The organism is Quisquiliibacterium transsilvanicum (assembly GCF_014202215.1).
Lineage (GTDB): Bacteria > Pseudomonadota > Gammaproteobacteria > Burkholderiales > Burkholderiaceae_E > Quisquiliibacterium > Quisquiliibacterium transsilvanicum.
In genome coordinates this window covers 175,443-190,724 of sequence record NZ_JACHGB010000007.1, presented here as the reverse complement: position 1 = coordinate 190,724, position 15,282 = coordinate 175,443, and the positions used below count along the sequence as shown (strand labels likewise).

The 15,282-nt window shown below is 72.4% G+C and carries 15 protein-coding genes and 2 pseudogenes; 4 read left to right on the top strand and 13 right to left on the bottom strand.

What is annotated here, in order from left to right; all coding sequences use genetic code 11:
• Window positions 1-7: 7 nt before the first annotated feature.
• The 7 genes and pseudogenes from HNQ70_RS17865 to HNQ70_RS17835 all read right to left on the bottom strand — a co-directional run bounded on the left by HNQ70_RS17865 (window position 8) and on the right by HNQ70_RS17835 (window position 5,340).
• Entirely contained in the window at window positions 8-643 is a 636-nt protein-coding gene (locus HNQ70_RS17865) for an ABC-type transport auxiliary lipoprotein family protein (protein WP_183970318.1), read from the bottom strand.
• The gene (locus HNQ70_RS17860; RefSeq protein WP_183970316.1) at window positions 640-1,635 is read right to left on the bottom strand and encodes an MlaD family protein; all 996 of its coding nucleotides are present in this window, start codon (window positions 1,633-1,635) and stop codon (window positions 640-642) included. The genes HNQ70_RS17865 and HNQ70_RS17860 overlap by 4 nt, the downstream gene beginning before the upstream one ends.
• Window positions 1,636-1,639: 4 nt before the next feature.
• Entirely contained in the window at window positions 1,640-2,404 is a 765-nt protein-coding gene (locus HNQ70_RS17855) for an ABC transporter ATP-binding protein (protein ID WP_183970314.1), read from the bottom strand.
• Complete coding sequence (locus HNQ70_RS17850) at window positions 2,401-3,606, bottom strand: MlaE family ABC transporter permease (RefSeq protein ID WP_183970312.1); 1,206 nt, start codon at window positions 3,604-3,606, stop codon at window positions 2,401-2,403. The genes HNQ70_RS17855 and HNQ70_RS17850 overlap by 4 nt, the downstream gene beginning before the upstream one ends.
• A 200-nt stretch (window positions 3,607-3,806) precedes the next feature.
• Window positions 3,807-4,100 (bottom strand): annotated as a pseudogene (locus tag HNQ70_RS20675) (hemerythrin domain-containing protein); the annotation flags it as partial.
• Between the two features lie 148 nt (window positions 4,101-4,248).
• Entirely contained in the window at window positions 4,249-4,797 is a 549-nt protein-coding gene (locus HNQ70_RS17840) for a glycine zipper family protein (RefSeq protein WP_183970308.1), read from the bottom strand.
• 15 nt (window positions 4,798-4,812) lie between these two features.
• The gene (locus HNQ70_RS17835; RefSeq protein WP_183970306.1) at window positions 4,813-5,340 is read right to left on the bottom strand and encodes a hypothetical protein; all 528 of its coding nucleotides are present in this window, start codon (window positions 5,338-5,340) and stop codon (window positions 4,813-4,815) included.
• Here HNQ70_RS17835 and HNQ70_RS17830 point away from each other — a divergent pair.
• A pseudogene (locus tag HNQ70_RS17830) lies at window positions 5,327-6,934 on the top strand (wax ester/triacylglycerol synthase family O-acyltransferase); the annotation flags it as partial. The gene HNQ70_RS17835 and the pseudogene HNQ70_RS17830 overlap by 14 nt on opposite strands.
• A gap of 88 nt (window positions 6,935-7,022) precedes the next feature.
• Here the strand turns inward: HNQ70_RS17830 and HNQ70_RS20295 are convergent.
• The 4 genes from HNQ70_RS20295 to HNQ70_RS17815 form a co-directional block, all read right to left on the bottom strand.
• Window positions 7,023-7,829, bottom strand: a complete 807-nt coding sequence (locus tag HNQ70_RS20295; protein WP_246435074.1) for an esterase/lipase family protein — start codon at window positions 7,827-7,829, stop codon at window positions 7,023-7,025.
• Between the two features lie 125 nt (window positions 7,830-7,954).
• A complete protein-coding gene (locus tag HNQ70_RS17825) occupies window positions 7,955-8,836 on the bottom strand; it encodes an ABC transporter substrate-binding protein (RefSeq protein WP_183970302.1) in 882 nt (293 codons plus the stop codon).
• Complete coding sequence (locus tag HNQ70_RS17820; RefSeq protein ID WP_221302883.1) at window positions 8,833-9,639, bottom strand: ATP-binding cassette domain-containing protein; 807 nt, start codon at window positions 9,637-9,639, stop codon at window positions 8,833-8,835. Before HNQ70_RS17820 ends, HNQ70_RS17825 begins: the two co-directional genes overlap by 4 nt.
• Complete coding sequence (locus HNQ70_RS17815) at window positions 9,632-10,354, bottom strand: ABC transporter permease (protein WP_183970297.1); 723 nt, start codon at window positions 10,352-10,354, stop codon at window positions 9,632-9,634. Before HNQ70_RS17815 ends, HNQ70_RS17820 begins: the two co-directional genes overlap by 8 nt.
• A 65-nt stretch (window positions 10,355-10,419) precedes the next feature.
• Between HNQ70_RS17815 and HNQ70_RS17810 the strand changes: the two genes are divergently transcribed.
• Window positions 10,420-11,307 (top strand): helix-turn-helix transcriptional regulator, encoded by an 888-nt coding sequence (locus HNQ70_RS17810; RefSeq protein ID WP_183970295.1) that lies wholly within the window; start codon window positions 10,420-10,422, stop codon window positions 11,305-11,307.
• 6 nt (window positions 11,308-11,313) lie between these two features.
• On the opposite strand, the gene HNQ70_RS17805 is transcribed toward HNQ70_RS17810, so the two are convergent.
• Both HNQ70_RS17805 and HNQ70_RS17800 read right to left on the bottom strand, forming a co-directional pair.
• Window positions 11,314-12,828 carry a flavin-containing monooxygenase gene (locus tag HNQ70_RS17805; RefSeq protein WP_183970293.1) on the bottom strand — a complete coding sequence of 505 codons (1,515 nt, stop codon included), beginning with the start codon at window positions 12,826-12,828 and terminating at the stop codon, window positions 11,314-11,316.
• Window positions 12,829-12,949: 121 nt separating this feature from the next.
• The gene (locus HNQ70_RS17800; protein ID WP_183970291.1) at window positions 12,950-13,729 is read right to left on the bottom strand and encodes a VOC family protein; all 780 of its coding nucleotides are present in this window, start codon (window positions 13,727-13,729) and stop codon (window positions 12,950-12,952) included.
• Between the two features lie 338 nt (window positions 13,730-14,067).
• Between HNQ70_RS17800 and folE the strand changes: the two genes are divergently transcribed.
• Both folE and HNQ70_RS17790 read left to right on the top strand, forming a co-directional pair.
• The gene (folE, locus tag HNQ70_RS17795) at window positions 14,068-14,793 is read left to right on the top strand and encodes a GTP cyclohydrolase I (RefSeq protein WP_183970289.1); all 726 of its coding nucleotides are present in this window, start codon (window positions 14,068-14,070) and stop codon (window positions 14,791-14,793) included.
• An 11-nt stretch (window positions 14,794-14,804) separates the two neighbouring features.
• The gene (locus HNQ70_RS17790; protein WP_183970287.1) at window positions 14,805-15,233 is read left to right on the top strand and encodes a BLUF domain-containing protein; all 429 of its coding nucleotides are present in this window, start codon (window positions 14,805-14,807) and stop codon (window positions 15,231-15,233) included.
• Window positions 15,234-15,282: the final 49 nt, after the last annotated feature.

Here is a 15,282-nt window from a genome sequence, read left to right as displayed (position 1 = left end):
GACCCGGTCAGCCTGCGGCCGCCGCCTCCACCCAGGGGGCCAGTTCGTCCAGTGCGGCACTGAGCGCCCGGCTCAGCGCGGCGGCCGCGCCGGCAGCGTTCGCGAAGGCCAGGGCTTCGGTGCGCACGAAGCGGCGCCGCGCAACGCGGGTGCGGGCGCGCCAGTCGATCAGGTCGGCGTCGAGCGCCAGCCGCGCCACGCCTGGCTCGGTGGACGCGTCGTGGAAGAACTCGTCCAGCCCCACCCGCAACAGCAGGTCGCCGCCCAGCCCGGCAGTGGACTGGCCAACCGCCCGGAAACGCCCGCGGCCGTCGAGCCGGCGTTCGACCAGGTGCGCGATTCGCCGCGCCGGCGGCTCGGCCCAGTCCGCGAAGCGATAGTGGGCCAGCAGTCCCGGATCCCTGGAGTACACCAGCGCGGCGCCGTCGTGCAGCGAGGCGGTCGACACCATCTCCACCAGCAGCACGCGGGGAATCGCCGGCCCCGGCGCCCGTGCGAGCGCTGCGAGGTCCTCGAGCCGATGCCACTGGCGCGGCTCGGGGTTGCCGCCCAGCACGGCGCAGCCGCCGGCAAGCATCGCAGCCAGCGCCGGCAGCCCGGTCACCACAGCCCTGCGGGCCTTGCGCGCGGAAATTGCAGTCATGGCAGCCGCTCCCCGGGCCCAAGTTCGCGGGCGCCCGGCCCGATCAGCGCCGAGCGCGGCTCGGACAGGCGCTCGAGCGCCTGGGACAGCAGCTCCGCGGCCCGCCGGGTCTCCTGGGCAGTGGCGCGCAGCTCGAGCAGGCCGGTGTCCGCAGCGCCGCTGGCGCGCGCGCCGAACTCGCCGGCCTCGCGCTCCAGGGTGCGGGCCAGCCGGGTGAACTCGGCGAGACTGCCGCGGGCATCGCGAATGGCGACCGTGCCTTCCGACAGCGTGGTCCGCGCCTCGCCGAGCGTCGTGCCCGCGTCGCGCATCAGGACGTTCGCCTGCTGCGCGGCGGCGGCGATGCTGCGGTTGGTCTCGCCGAAGGCGCGCACCGATGCGTCGACGCCTGCCAGGGTGCGGTCGAGCCCGTCGAGGCGCTCGCTCAGGCCGACGGCGATGTCGCGCGTCGCCGCCAGCGTCTGTCCGAAGGCCTCGCGGTTCTCCGGCGTCATCAGGCGGTTCAGGTTGGCCAGCGCCTCCTCGCCGGACAGGGCCAGGCGGTTGGCGGATTCTGCGATCTGGTCCATTCCGGACGTGCCCTCGGGGATCACCGGGTAGTCCTCGCCAGGCGGGACGTGGGTGAGCTGCGGCCCGGGTTCGCCGGGGGTCACGAGGTTGATCCGCGCCAGCCCGGTGAGGAAATTGCGCGCCACCACCGCCGAGCTGTTCTCGCTCACGGGCGTCTGCCGGTCGACCCGCACCAGCACCTTGACCCGGTTGATGTTCTCGCTGCCCAGCGTGAAGCGCTCGACCCTGCCGACCTTGACTCCGCGCATGCTGACGTCGCTGCCCACCTGCAAGCCCTCGACCGACTGCCGATCGAAGACCACCACGTAGTACGGCGCGTCGGCGGCGCCATCGCGTGCCCACCAGGTGAACGCGAACGCCGCGCCCAGCGCCAGCAGCAGCACGATCGCGCCGATCACGGGGTAGCGGGTTTCCGGTTCCATGCTGTCAACCTCCGTGCGCCGCGCGAATGCCCGTGCCCGCGAACCAGTCGCGGATCCACGGGTCGTCCACCGCGCGCACCTCGTCCAGTGTACCGTCGGCCAGCACCCTGCCCTTGCCGAGGGCGATCACGCGGTCGACGATCCCGGTCACCGTGTCCAGGTCGTGCGTGACCAGCAGCACCGTGATCCCCAGGTCGTCGCACAGGAAGCGCAGCAGCCGGTCCAGCGAACGGGCAGTGACCGGGTCGAGCCCGGAGGTCGGCTCGTCCAGGAACAGCAGCTCGGGCTCCAGCGCCAGTGCCCTCGCGATCGCTGCCCGCTTCTTCATGCCGCCCGACAGCATGCTGGGCATCTTGTGCGCGGCATCCGGCGGGAGTCCGGCCAGCGCGATCCTGAGCCCGACCAGGTCGTCGATCAGATCCTCCGGGAGGTCTGTGTGCTCGCGCAGCGGGGTCGCGACGTTGGCCGCGACGTCCAGTGACGAGAACAGCGCGCCGTCCTGGAACATCACCCCCACGCGCCGCCGCAGCGCGCGCAGCTGCGGCTCGGAGGCGGACCAGACATCGGTGCCCAGCAGCCGCACCGTGCCGCCGGAAGGCCGCATCAGCCCGATCATCTCGCGCAGCAGCACGGTCTTGCCGGTGCCGCTGCCGCCGATCAGGGCGACCAGCTCGCCGCGGCGCACCCGGAGGTCGAGCCCGTCGTGGATCTGCTGCGAGCCGATCCGGGTGCGCAGCCCCTCGACCTCGATGACCGCCTCGGCGCTCAAAGGCGCAGCTCCTGCAGCAGCACCGCGAACAGCGCGTCGAGCAGGATCACTGCGACGATGCACTGGACGACCGTCGAGGTGGTGTGCAGGCCGATCGAGCGGGTGTCCCGGCTGACGTCGAGCCCCATCCGGCAGCCGATCACCGCGATGACCAGCGCGAACACCGGCGCCTTCGCCAGACCGATCAGGTAATGGCGCTCGGTCAGCGCCGACTGCATCCGCTCCAGGAAGGTGGTGGGAGTGATCCCCAGCATCAGGTCGGCGACCGTCATCGCGCCGGCGATCCCGGCAACGTCGCCGGCGAACACCAGCAGCGGCAGCGCGATCATCAGCGCGAGCACCCTTGGCACCACCAGCACCTGTTCGGCCGACAGGCCCAGCGTGCGGATCGCGTCGATTTCCTGGTTCAGCTTCATCGTGCCCAGCTGCGCGGTGAAGGCCGCGCCCGAGCGGCCGGCCACGATGGTGGCGACGATGATCGGCGCAAACTCCCGCACCATCCCCAGCACGACACCGTCCACCACGAAAATGTTGGCGCCGAACTTCTCGGCCTGCTGGCCGAGCAGATAGGCGACGATGGTGCCGATCAGGAAGGTGACCAGCACCACCACCGGGATCGCGCTCACGCAGACCTGGCGAAGCTGCGAGCCCAGCTCCCTGGGCCGGAGCGCCGCCGGACGCACCAGCAGGCGCCCGACCTCGACGGTCACCAGGCCAAGGAAGGCGACGTGCCCGCCGATCAGGCGGCCGACCGCAACGCTGGCCGCGCCCAACTGGCCTAGCAGCCCGCGGGGCACCAGCGCGTGCTGCGGGCCTGCCAGCGGGAGCCGTTCCCGCACCACCTCGACGATGCGCCTGTGACTGTCCGAGAACCCCTCCAGGAGGATCGCGTCAGCGGCGATTCCGGCGTCCTCGAGATGGCGCAGCAGCAGCAGCGCGGCGGCGGTGTCGATCGCCTCCAGCCCGCTGCCGTCCAGCGCCAGCCCTGCGCCACCCGCACCTTCGGCCGCTCCCGCTCCCGCTCCCGCTCCCGCTCCCGCTCCCGCTCCCGCGCGAACGCGGGCCGAGGCAGCCCGGGAAGCTGCCAGCGGCAGGGCCTCGAGCGAGCGACGCAGCTCGACCAGTCGCGGCAGGCGCCAGACGCCCTCCAGATGCAGCCGCCAGCCCCCGGCGTCCGCCTCGACCCGGCAGTCCGGATGCATCAGCCTGCGCCGGCTTCGCGGTCGATCCGGCGGCGCAGTTCGGCGAAGCGATGTCCGGGCGGATCGCCGAACAGCGGGTCGGCCTCGGACCCGGCAGCGGCGAACACTGCCGCCCAGTCGTCAGGAGTGAACAAGACCTCCGCGCGCGGCAGGAAGTCGCGCTCCTCGACTGCAAGATGGTGACGGTAGTAGACGAGGAAGGTGGCCGCCGCGGACTCGACCGGCTCCCGGCTGACCACGACCTCCGACTCGAGCTCACCCAGACGCGCGAGCAGCTCTGCGGCGCAGGCAGCGAGCACCCGGTGCTCCTGCCGCAGCCGGCCCAGCAGGATCGACAGCGAAGGATCGTGCGCGACCAGGCGCTCGAAGGCTGCCTCCTCGCGCAGGCGATGCGCATGCTCTGCGTGCTGTTCCAGGTAGGTGACGACGTCGGCCATCAGGCCGTGGTCGGGCACGGCGCCGCGCTCGAAGGCGGCGAGTTCGCGCTCGAGCATCGAGAGCAGCATGCGGAAGGCGGCATGCTCGGCTCGCCAGAGGGAAGCCTGTCCGGTCATTCCCGCAGTGTATTTGATTGCGGCACGGCCCGGCGGGCCGACCGCGCCGGCGTCTGCGTGCCGCGGCCGCGACCCGCGGCCGCCAGCTTCAGCGGCCGTAGATGCCAGGCGGCGGCGGCGGCGGAATGCCGGCCGGCGGCGGCACAGCGGGCCCCGACTGGTAGTACTGGGAGGACGAGGAGCGATAGGACTGCCCGCCCAGCTGCCCTGAAACCGGCACCCGATGACCCTGAGCGTACATGCACTGCACGTACGCGTGGTCGTAGCGGCGCTGCAGGGCCGAGCCCGAGGCCTGGCCCGACCCGGTCCCGGACATCGTGCCGAGCACCAGCCCGCTGCCGGCGCCCACCGCCGCCCCGCGCGAGCCGTCGACCGCCGCGCCTGCAATCGCACCGACCGCGGTGGCCAGCGCGGCGCTGCGCACGCCGCTCGCGTCCGCCGCCTGCTGCGGCGAACCGCCGGACTGGCGCAGCGCGTACTGCCGGCACATCGCGTCGTCCGCCTGGAACTGCTGGAAGGTCCGGCCGGTGCCGGGGAGCACCAGCATGCTCGGCCCCTCCGGGATCGAGGAGCACGCGGCCAGCGTTGCGAGCGCGCCGAGGGCGCCGAGGGCGCGGAGGCGGGTGTTCGAGTTCATCTTCATCCTCGTGGTTCAGCGCTGCTGCGCCGGCTGCGGCGCGACCGGCACCCAGGCGCCGGAGCACTCGCGGACATCGGGATAGTAGCCCTGCGGATCTTCGCACCAGTACCACCAGCCCTGCGGCGCTGACCCGGCGCCTGCGCCGCCGCCAGCCTGTGCGCCTTCGTCAGGCGCGCGCTCGATCCACACCTGGGGCCCGGAAGGCTCGGGGTCGATGCGCGGATAGGCCGGGCCGTAGTAGTAGCCGCCGTACCAGGAAGGCCCGTAGTGGATGGTCGGTCCCCAGTAGGGCAGCGGTGACACCCAGACCGCCGGCGGCACGTAGCGTAGCCGCGGCGCGTAATGCTGGTAGGAGGGCGCACGGTAATGACGCGGGGCCGGATAGGCGCGCGGGGACGACCGGTACTCGACCGCGACGCCGGGAACGGCGACCTGGACGCCGACCGAGCCGCGGCGACCGTCGGCCCAGGCGGCGCCGCTGGCACACGCGGCTGCCAGCGCCGCCGCGACCAGCAGACGCCTGCCGATGAGGGTATGCATTATCGACTCCGGACGCATGCGCGCGTGCATTGCGCGAACAGTCCATTTTCGCAGGAAGCCGGCCCGGCGGCCGCAGCTGTTACAGATGCGCAGGCCTGTTACACACGGAAACACGGATCGCCACGGCGCGAGGCCGTGTGTCATGCTTCAAGAGATGCCCTTCGGGCACTCCCGACGCGCGAGCCCTGCCCAGGACCCACCAATGCGCCAACTGAACGGACATGACGCGAGCCTGATCTACGCGGACAGCCCGCACGCCCACTCCAACGTCACGCTGCTCCACATCTACGACCCGTCGACGGCGCCCGGCGGCCGGGTCAGCTTCGAGCGGATCCTCGCCCACGTCGCGCGCAGGCTGGAGCGCTCGCCGGTGTTCCGGCAGCGGCTGCTCAGGGTTCCGCTGGAACTCGACTACCCCTGGTGGGTCGAGGACGAGCATTTCGACCTCGAATACCACGTCCGGCAGATCGCACTGCCCGCTCCCGGCGACTGGCGGCAGTTCTGCCTGCAGGCTGCACGCATCCACGCACGGCCGCTGGACCTGAGCCGGCCGCTCTGGGAGCTGTACGTCATCGAGCGCCTCGACTCCTTCCTGGACCTGCCACCGGACAGTTTCGCGGTGCTCGCGAAAGTGCACCATGCCGCGGTGGACGTCGAAGGCGGCAACGAGATCACCCGGCTGCTCCACGACGAGAGCCCCGAGCCCGTCGACGAAGGGCCGCCGGCGCCCTGGTTCCCGGAGCGGCCACCGATCCGCCTGGCGCTGGCCGCCCGCGGCGCGCTGCACTCGCTGCGCTCGCCGCTGCGCATCGCAGGGCCGCTGGCGCGCGCCGTCGCCCGCCTCGCGCCGGCGGCCTGGACCCTCGCGAGCGAGGCGATGCTGCGCCCCGAGCGGCTGCCAGTGACCCGCTTCAACAGCGTGGTCACGCCGCACCGGGTCTTCGAGACCCGGCGCTTCGATCTGGAATCGTTCCGCCGCATCCGCGGGCTGGTGCCGGGCGCCCGGGTGAGCGACGCGGTGGTGGCGGTCTGCGCGGGCGGCCTGCGGCGCTACCTGCAGTCCCATGACGAGCTGCCCGGCGAGAGCCTGTCGGCGATGGGTCCGGTGCTGATGCGCGAGAGCGATCCCAGGCAGCAGCGCCCGGAGATGTCCTGGCTGCGGATCAGGCTCGGAACGCAGATCGCCGACCCGGTGGAGCGGCTGGCCTTCATCCATGGCCAGACCGCCTCGTCGGAGACGCTGGCCCAGGCGCTGGACGTGCGTGAATTCGCGGCCACGGGAATGCACGCGCCGGCCGCAGCGCTGGCCGTGGCGAGCCGGATGCTGGCGCGGGCGGCGCAGGGCATCGGCCGGCGCGCGCCACTGGCCAGCTGCGCGATCACCAATGTGCCCGGGCCGTCGCGCCCCTTGTATCTGGACGGCGCGCGCATGACCTACTTCTCGGCGATCATGCCGATCAGCGACGGGATGGGCCTGGTGTTCGCGGTGACCAGCTACGACGGGAAGATCGTGATCTCCCCGACCGCCTGCCGCGAGCAGATGCCGGATCCGGAAGTGTTCGCCCAGTGCCTGCGCGACAGCTTCCAGGAACTGCTGGAACTGGCGGATGCGAAGCCGCGCCGCCCGAGGCGACGCGCGGCTGCGCCGACGGACGGGCCCGAAGCCCCGCCCGACCGTGTGCTCAGATCGGCAAGACCTGGTGCGTCAGCGCCCGATGCAGCATCCCGGCGAAGCCCTCGGGCACGTACGGCCGCCACTCGCCCTCCGGCTGAGCGAGCCGGTCGGCGACGATCCGGAGCACCATCGCGTTGAAGCCCAGCCCCATGTGGCTGCCGGGCACCCGGATGTTCTCGTGCATCGCGGGATCGCCGTCCAGCGTGGCCTCCTGGGGCGGCACCACGCCGTCGCTCAGCGAGTAGAGGCAGCTGGTCGGCACCGGCGGGCGCTCGCGCAGCTGCTTCGCGCGGGGCTGGGCGGCATGCGCCGACGGCCCCATCGGGTGGGCGACCAGCCGGTACAGCGCCTTGACGAGCGCCGGCGATGCGCTGCCGGTCGGGTCGACCGAAACGGGACTGCCCAGGGTGATCAGGGTGCGCACGCACTCCGGCGCCCGGTGCGCCGCGTACAGGCCGAACACGCCGCCCAGGCTCCAGCCGACCAGGCTCACCTTGCGCCCGGAGCGGTGATGAACGTAGCGCAGCTTCTGCTCGAGTGCCTCGGCATGCTTTCGCTGGAAGCCCACGTTGCGCCCGAAGCCCCAGCTCTCGACCTGATAGCCGCGGGACTTGAGGAAGACCTCCAGCCCGATGAGCGACTTCTCGTCGCCCATGAAGCCGGGCAGCAGCAGCACCGGATGACCGTCGCCGCGCGGCGCGGACATCAGCATCGGCAGCGCCCAGGGCAGCAGCGCAGCCTCGCCCAGCGCGCGGACCTCCATCGCGGAGAACAGCGTGCTGGGCGGGCCGGAGTGGGCGTGGCGGGCAACCATTGAAGCTTCAATCTATCACGCGGCGGCGTGGGCCGCGCCCATGCATGCGCGGACGGGCGGCGCGCCAAGGGGCGCGTTCAGGGGCGCGTTCAGGGCCGCGTTCAGGGCCGCGTTCAGGGCCGCGCTCAGGGCCGCGCATTCGGGAAGAACGCCTGCTCGCCGCCGGTCCTGAAGGCGGCAATGGTCCGCTGCCCTGCGGGCGACACGATCCAGTCGGCGAAGCGCTGCGCCGCCGCGGCCTTGACGTGCGGATGGCGGGCGGGATCGACGACGATCACGCCGTACTGGTTGAACAGCCGCGGATCGCCCTGGAAGAGGATCGCCAGCCCGCCGCGATTGCGAAAGCCCAGCCAGGTGCCGCGATCGGTCAGCGTGTAGGCATCCATCGACGAGGCGATGTTCAGCGTCGCCCCCATCCCTGAACCGCTCTCGCGATACCAGCCGGCGCGCTTGCCCGCCTGGGCGTCGACGCCGGCGCCCTGCCACAGCCGAAGCTCGGCCGCATGCGTGCCGCTGCGATCGCCGCGCGAGACGAAGGGCTGGCCTGCCTGCGCGATGCGCGCAAGCGCCTGCGACGCGTCGGTGGCTGCGCCGGCGCCAGCCGGATCCCGCTTCGGGCCGACCAGCACGAAGTCGTTGTACATCACGTCGCGACGCGCGAGCCCGAAGCCCTCGGCGACGAAGCGCTCCTCCGCGGCCCGGTCGTGCACGAACACCAGGTCGGCGTCACCCCTGCGCGCGGTCTCGAGCGCCTGCCCCGTCCCCTGCGCCACCACCCGGACCTCGATCCCCGTCTCGGCGCCGAAGGCCGGCAGCAGGTGCGCGAACAGCCCCGACTGCTCGGTGGAGGTGGTCGAAGCCATCACGATGACCTGAGCGCCGGCGCGCGCCGCCTGCGCGAACGCGGAGGACGGCAACGCCGCGGCGAACAATGCGAAGGCGGCGAAGGCGGCGAAGACTGCTGAGGACGGGAGGAGCGCGGCGGCGGCGCGGCGGATGCGGGTCATTGCAGGAGGTCTCCCGAGAGGAAACGTCGGGCCTCGATGCTGCGCGGCCCGGCGAAGAAAGTGGCCGCGTCGCCGGACTCGAGGACGCGGCCGAGGTGCATGAAGACGACGCGCTGGGCGAGCCGGCGGGCCAGCGCGAAGTCGTGGGTGGCGAAGACGATGCCCCGGCCGGCGGCCGACAGCGCCAGCAGGTGGCGCTCGATGGCTGCGGCAGCATGCGGATCGAGGCTCGAGGTGGGTTCGTCGAGCAGCAGGCAGTCGGGAGCGGCGGCGTCGGCCCGCGCGATCGCCAGGCGCTGCTGCTCGCCGCCGGAGAGCCGGCGCGCCGGGCGCTGAGCCGCGTCCAGCAGGCCCACCTCGGACAGCGCCCGGTCCGCGCGGGCCCGGCGCCGCGCCCGCGGCACGCCGGCCACCGCCAGCGCGTGCTCCACGTTCGCCCGGGCGCTGCGCATCAGCATCACCGGCTTCTGGAAGACGAAACCGAAGCGCCAGGCGACCGCCGCGCCGGCTGCATCCCGCCCGGCAATCGCGCCCGAATCCGGCGCGATCAGTCCGTGCGCGAGCTGCAGCAGGGTGGTCTTGCCGGCGCCGTTGGCGCCCAGGACCGCGGTGCGCATCCGCACCGGCAGCCGCAGGTCCAGCCCGTCGAGCAGGGCGTGCGCGCCCCGGCGCAGGCGGATGGCGCTGAACTCCAGCCGGTCGACGCCTGCGAGGCTGGCAGCGGCGGAGCTGGCCGTGCCTGCCGGCGCGGGCCCGCCGGCGCCAGCGGACCCGGCGCGGGAAAGCAGGTCCGCGTCACGCACCGGCGGGCCCGGGGTCGGCGTGCCGCATCGCCACGTGCCGCGCCGCATGCGCGAGCAGGTTCGCCGCCAGCACCACCAGCACCAGCACCAGGCCCAGACCTAGCGCGAGCGGCAGGTCGCCCTTGCTGGTTTCCAGCGCGATCGCGGTGGTCATCACCCGCGTCACGCCATCGATGTTGCCGCCGACGATCATCACCGCGCCCACTTCGGCGGTGGCCCTGCCAAACCCCGCGAGCAGCGAGGTGGGCAGCGACCAGCGCGCCTCGACCAGCGCCGTGGCCACGGTCCGCACGCGCCCCGCCTTCAGCGAGCGAAGGTAGGGTCCAACTTCAGCCAGCACGTCCTCCAGGGTCTGGCGCGCGAGCGCGGTCAGCAGCGGCAGCACCAGCACCGTCTGCGCGATCACCATCGCCACCGGCGTGAACAGCAGGCCGTGCTCGCCAAGCGGGCCGGCCCGCGACAGCAGCAGGTAGACCAGCAGACCGACCACCACCGATGGCAGGCCCATCAGCGCGTCGAGCGTCGCCACCACCGCGCCGCGGCCGCGGAAACGGGCCAGCGCCAGCCAGGCGGCCAGCGGCAGCGCCACCGCGGCAGCCAGCAGGGTCGCGGTCCCGCTCACCGCAAGGCTCAGCCGGACGATGCCCCACAAGCTGGGGTCGGCGCCCGCGAGCAGGTCGAGGGCGAGCCGCAGGCTTTCGCTCAGATCGTTCATTGCCGCGAATCTAGCAAGCCTGGCAGGCACCGCGGAATGCGCGGAAATTCTGCATACTGGTGCGCATGACGCAGGAGCGATGGCTGACCACGGGCGAAGCCGCCGAGCTGATGCGGATGCGGCCGCGCACGCTCTACCACCTGGTCCAGAAGGGCCTGGTGCCGCACGCCCGCGCGCACGGCCGGCTGCTCTTCGACCCGGCGCAGCTGCACGCGTGGCTGGCGTCCCGGTCCGCCGGCACGCCGGACCCCGGCGGCGCGGAGCCCCCCGCGACCATCGCCGGCAGCCACGACCCGCTGCTCGAGCGCGCGGTCCGCGACAGCGGCTCCGGCCTGGCGCTGGCCACGGTGGGCAGCCTCGAGGGCCTCGGACGCTTCGCCGCCCGCGGCGCCTGCGCGGCGCTGCTCCACGTCCCCGACAGCGCAGGCGACGGGTTCAACGGCGAAGTGGTGCGGCAGCGCTTCGGCCGGATGCCGGTCGTATGCCTGCACTGGGCCCGGCGCGAGCAGGGCCTGATCGTCGCCGCGGGCAATCCGCTGGGCATCGGCTCGCTGGCCGATCTGGCCCGCCGCAGGCACCGGCTGGTGCTGCGCCAACCGGGCGCCGGCAGCCAGTTGCTGCTGGCGAAGATGCTGCGCGAGGCGGGAATCGACGCCGCCCGCCTGCGCGGGCGCGCGGCGCTGGCCAGCACCGAGACCGAGGTGGCCGAGACCGTGAAGGCGGGCCTGGCGGATGCCGGCTTCGGCATCCGCGCCGCCGCGCACCGGGACGACCTTGGCTTCGTGCCGCTGGCCTGGGAGAGCGCCGATCTCGTCGTCTGGCGGCGCAGCGTCTTCGAGCCGCCGATGCAGGCCCTGCTGGCCTTCACCCGCACCCGCGCCTTCGCACGGCACGCCCGGGCGCTGACCGGCTACGACGTGGCCGGCTGCGGCAGCGTGCTCTTCAACGCCTGAGCCGGTTCAGTCGAAGGCCAGGCTGCCGTCGTTCAGGTCCGCGGCCGGCAGGTCGCCCCGGTCGGTCCAGTAGTCCTGGGTGTGCCGCCAGGGCAGCCGGTCGCCCTGCCTGGGCATCAGGTGCGCGCCGCGCAGCACGTAGCCCGGGTTGAAGTTGTCCAGGTCGAACCAGGGCTTGAGCGGCATGCCCGCCTCTGCCGGACGCAGCGTCGGGGTCACCCGCGTTGCGTGGCGCTCGTCCATGTGCCGCAGCAGCCGGCAGACGAAGTCCGAGATGAGGTCTGCGCGCAGCGTCCAGCTGGCGCGGAAATAGCCGAACACCCAGGCCATGTTGGGTACCCCGGTGAACATCGTGCCGTGCCAGGTCACGGTGTCGCCGAAGTCGAGCGGACGGCCGTCGATCGTGACGCTGATGTCGCCGAGCACGCTCAGGTCGAAGCCGGTGGCGGCGACCACCACGTCGGCCTCGAGCGTCGCGCCGGACTTCAGCCGGATGCCGGCTTCGGTAAAGGCCTCGATTTCGTCGGTGACCACCGAGGCCTTGCCCTCGCGGACCGCGCGGAACAGGTCGCCGTCCGGCACGAAGGCGATCCGCTGCCGCCAGGGCTGGTAGCGCGGCGTGAAGTGGCGCTCGACGTCGAAGTCGGCCGGCAGGTGGGCCCGCACGCCTGCGATCAGTTCCCTGGCGAGCGCCTCCGGCTCCTCGAACGCGCGCCTGGCGAGCTTGGCCTGGTCCTTGAGAATCTTGCGCCGCACGATCTCATGGATCCACTCCTCCGGGATCTCGAGCTCGCGCAGCGTGTCGGCCAGCTCGTTGGCGTTGCGCCCGGTCATGAAATAGGTGGGCGAGCGCTGCAGCATGGTGACGTGGGCGCAGGCGCCGGCGATCGCCGGCAACAGTGTGGCAGCGGTGGCGCCGGAGCCGATCACCACCACCCGCTTGCCTTCGAGCGCGAGGTCCTCCGGCCAGGCCTGCGGGTGGACGATGCGTCCGCCGAAGCGCTCCATCCCCGGCCATTGCGGCACATAGCCCGCGTCGTGCCGGTAGTAGCCCTGGCACATCCAGAGGAAGCTCGCCGAGAAGCGCACCTGCGCGCCATCGGCTGCGCGGGTCGCCTCGATCGTCCAGCGGCGGTCCTCGCCGGACCAGCTGGCGGCGCTGATCCGGTGGCCGTAGCGGATATGGCGCGCGAGGTCGTTCTCCTCGATGACCTCGCCCATGTACTTGCGGATCTCGGCGGCGGTGGCGATCGGCGCGCCGGTCCAGGGCTTGAAGCGATAGCCGAAGGTGTAGAGATCGCTGTCGGAGCGGATTCCCGGGTAGCGGTGGGTGTGCCAGGTGCCGCCGAAGTCGTCCTGCGCCTCGAGCACCAGGAAGCGCTTGCCGGGGCATTGCGTGCTCAGGTGGTACGCGCCGCCGATGCCGGAAATTCCCGCGCCCACGATCAGCACGTCGAAATGCTCGACCTCCGATGCGCGGCGGACCTCCACGGTCTCTGCGCTCGCTGCGTTCGTCTCCATCGTCCTTGCTCTCCTCGACTCTGTGTCTCGTGGTTGCGGAGGCAGCGAAACTGCCTCCGGGTGGTCCAGGCGTGAAGCCGGCAACGCGGCCGCGGCGGGCCGGGACCCGCCGCAGCGAAATTCAGGGGGCGGACGCCACCGGAATGAAGCGCATGCCCGCGATCCGGAAGCCCGGGCCGTCGGCAGGCAGCCCGTGCCGCGCGGCCGCGTCGAGCACGGCCGCGGGGTCGGCGACCTGCACGCAGGCGGTGGCAAGGTGCTCGACGGCGCCGGCCGGCGCCGGCACGAAGCGCACCGCGCCCAGGTCGAAGTCCAGCCGGGGCCGGCCCGCGTCGTCGCTGACGGGGACATCCATCAGGCTCGACCAATGCGCGGCCAGGCCCGCAGGGTCCGGACCCTCGACCTCCACCAGCGGGATGCCCTGCACACGGTCCAGGCGCTGGGCATCGCGCCAGTGCGGACCCGCGGGCCAGTAGGGGCCGTCGAGGTCTTCGCCGCCGTCGCTGTGATCGAATTCGAGCATGGTGGCGCGGCAGTCGCGCGGATGGAACTGGGAACCGACGAAGCCCGGATAGTCGAGAACATGCGCGATGCGCACGCCCAGCCGCTCGGCGCGGGCCCGGCGCGCCAGCGGATCGTCGCAGTCGAAGATCGCCATGTAGCCGCCCACGCCGCGCGTGCGCTCGATGAAGCGGCCGGCGGCGGTGTCCTCGCGGGTCGGCGCCACGATCTCCAGGAAGGCGTGCCCGAAGACGAACAGCGCGTTCTCCAGCCCGTACTTGGCGACCCCGGGATCGCGGTGGCAGACCTCCAGGCCGAACACCGCCCGCACCGCCTCCTCCGCGGGCTGCAGCGCCGGCGCGGCGAGGGCGATCTGTCGAAGGTTCAGGTAGCTGCGCATCGGGGATCCTCGGTGGGCCCGGCCCGAGCCCCCGGCGGACGGCTGCCGTCCGGCGCGCAGGAGCTCGTGCGCGTCGGCGGCTGGCCGGGCGGATTGCACGTCCCTGCACCGTAGAGCGCCGGGCGGCGCTTGTCGATGTCGACAGCACCCGCAACGGAACGCCGCGCGCGCGGGCGCCCGTGGCCGCGCTGGCGGCGAAGCTCGGCCCCGGCGCGGAACGCCGCGCGCGTGCGGGCGCCGGCCGGCGAGTGCCGATTCCCCTGCCGGCCCTGCGCCCGCCCCGGCAGCCGGCCCCGAAACCCTCTACGATGTCGCCGGACCATTGGACAGGGCAGGACATGACCGACCCCATACCGACTGCGCAGCGATCCGACGAGGATCCCGGCGTGCCGCTTTCGCAGCGCATCCGCGAGCGCCTGCAGGCCGCCCGCGTGCGCTTTCATGCCAACGACAACATCGCCGACTTCATCGAGCCGGAGGAGGTGCCGCTGCTGCAGGCCGAAGTCGAGGAGAAGCTGCTCGAGGTGCTGCGCAGCCTCGTCATCGACACCGACAGCGACCACAACACGCAGGAAACCGCGCGCCGGGTGGCGAAGATGTACCTGCGCGAGGTGTTCGCCGGCCGCTACGAACGGATGCCGCCGGTGACGGAGTTCCCCAACGTGGAGGGCCTCAACGAGCTGATGATCGTGGGGCCGATCCGCATCCGCAGCGCCTGCTCGCACCACCTGTGCCCGATCATGGGCCGGCTCTGGGTCGGGCTGCTGCCCAACGAGCACTCCAACCTGATCGGCCTGTCCAAGTACGCGCGGCTCGCCGACTGGATCATGAGCCGCCCGCAGATCCAGGAAGAAGCGGTGGCCCGGCTGGCCGACCTGCTGCTGGAGCGCGTGCAGCCCGACGGGCTGGCGATCGTGATGGAAGCCGACCACTTCTGCATGCACTGGCGCGGCGTGAAGGACACCGAGTCGAAGATGATCAACAGCGTGATGCGCGGGTCCTTCCTGAAGGACGCGAACCTGCGGCGCGAGTTCCTCTCGCTGCTCAAGCGCAACCAAGACTGAGGAGAGCGCCGATGCTCGTCCACCTGCTCTACGCGAGCCGTGCCGCCTCGCCGGTCACTGCCGCGACCATCGATTCCATCCTCCATCAGTCGCTCGCCCGCAACCCGGGCATCGGCATCACCGGCGTGCTCTGCCACGCGGGCGACGTCTTCATGCAGGTACTCGAGGGCGGCCGCACGCAGGTCAACGAGCTCTACAACGCGATCGTGCGCGATCCGCGCCACCGGCAGGTGATGCTGCTGCATTACGAGGAACTTCCGGAGCGCCGCTTCGGCAGCTGGACGATGGGCCATGTGCGGCTCGACCGCATCAACCCCTCGCTGCTGCTCAAGTACTCGGAGAAGCCGCAGCTCGACCCGTTCGCGGTGTCGGGCCAGGCCTCGCTGGCGCTGCTGCGCGAGCTGGTGGCGACCGCGCAGATCGTCGGGCGCGCCGGCTGAGGCTGGCCGTTTTCCGGCCGCGGCGCCGGCTCGCCTGCTGCGCCCCCGG

Excerpts from the sequence above, each read along its gene's own strand:
- HNQ70_RS17790 (WP_183970287.1), top strand. The coding sequence starts at position 14,805 with ATGCTCGTCCACCTGCTCTACGCGAGCCGTGCCGCCTCGCCGGTCACT.
- HNQ70_RS17815 (WP_183970297.1), bottom strand. The coding sequence starts at position 10,354 with ATGAACGATCTGAGCGAAAGCCTGCGGCTCGCCCTCGACCTGCTCGCG.
- HNQ70_RS17805 (WP_183970293.1), bottom strand. The coding sequence starts at position 12,828 with ATGGAGACGAACGCAGCGAGCGCAGAGACCGTGGAGGTCCGCCGCGCA.
- HNQ70_RS20295 (WP_246435074.1), bottom strand. The coding sequence starts at position 7,829 with ATGGTTGCCCGCCACGCCCACTCCGGCCCGCCCAGCACGCTGTTCTCC.
- HNQ70_RS17865 (WP_183970318.1), bottom strand. The coding sequence starts at position 643 with ATGACTGCAATTTCCGCGCGCAAGGCCCGCAGGGCTGTGGTGACCGGG.
- folE (WP_183970289.1), top strand. The coding sequence starts at position 14,068 with ATGACCGACCCCATACCGACTGCGCAGCGATCCGACGAGGATCCCGGC.
- HNQ70_RS17840 (WP_183970308.1), bottom strand. The coding sequence starts at position 4,797 with ATGAACTCGAACACCCGCCTCCGCGCCCTCGGCGCCCTCGGCGCGCTC.
- HNQ70_RS17850 (WP_183970312.1), bottom strand. The coding sequence starts at position 3,606 with ATGCATCCGGACTGCCGGGTCGAGGCGGACGCCGGGGGCTGGCGGCTG.
- HNQ70_RS17825 (WP_183970302.1), bottom strand. The coding sequence starts at position 8,836 with ATGACCCGCATCCGCCGCGCCGCCGCCGCGCTCCTCCCGTCCTCAGCA.
- HNQ70_RS17835 (WP_183970306.1), bottom strand. The coding sequence starts at position 5,340 with ATGCATACCCTCATCGGCAGGCGTCTGCTGGTCGCGGCGGCGCTGGCA.
- HNQ70_RS17860 (WP_183970316.1), bottom strand. The coding sequence starts at position 1,635 with ATGGAACCGGAAACCCGCTACCCCGTGATCGGCGCGATCGTGCTGCTG.
- HNQ70_RS17800 (WP_183970291.1), bottom strand. The coding sequence starts at position 13,729 with ATGCGCAGCTACCTGAACCTTCGACAGATCGCCCTCGCCGCGCCGGCG.
- HNQ70_RS17810 (WP_183970295.1), top strand. The coding sequence starts at position 10,420 with ATGACGCAGGAGCGATGGCTGACCACGGGCGAAGCCGCCGAGCTGATG.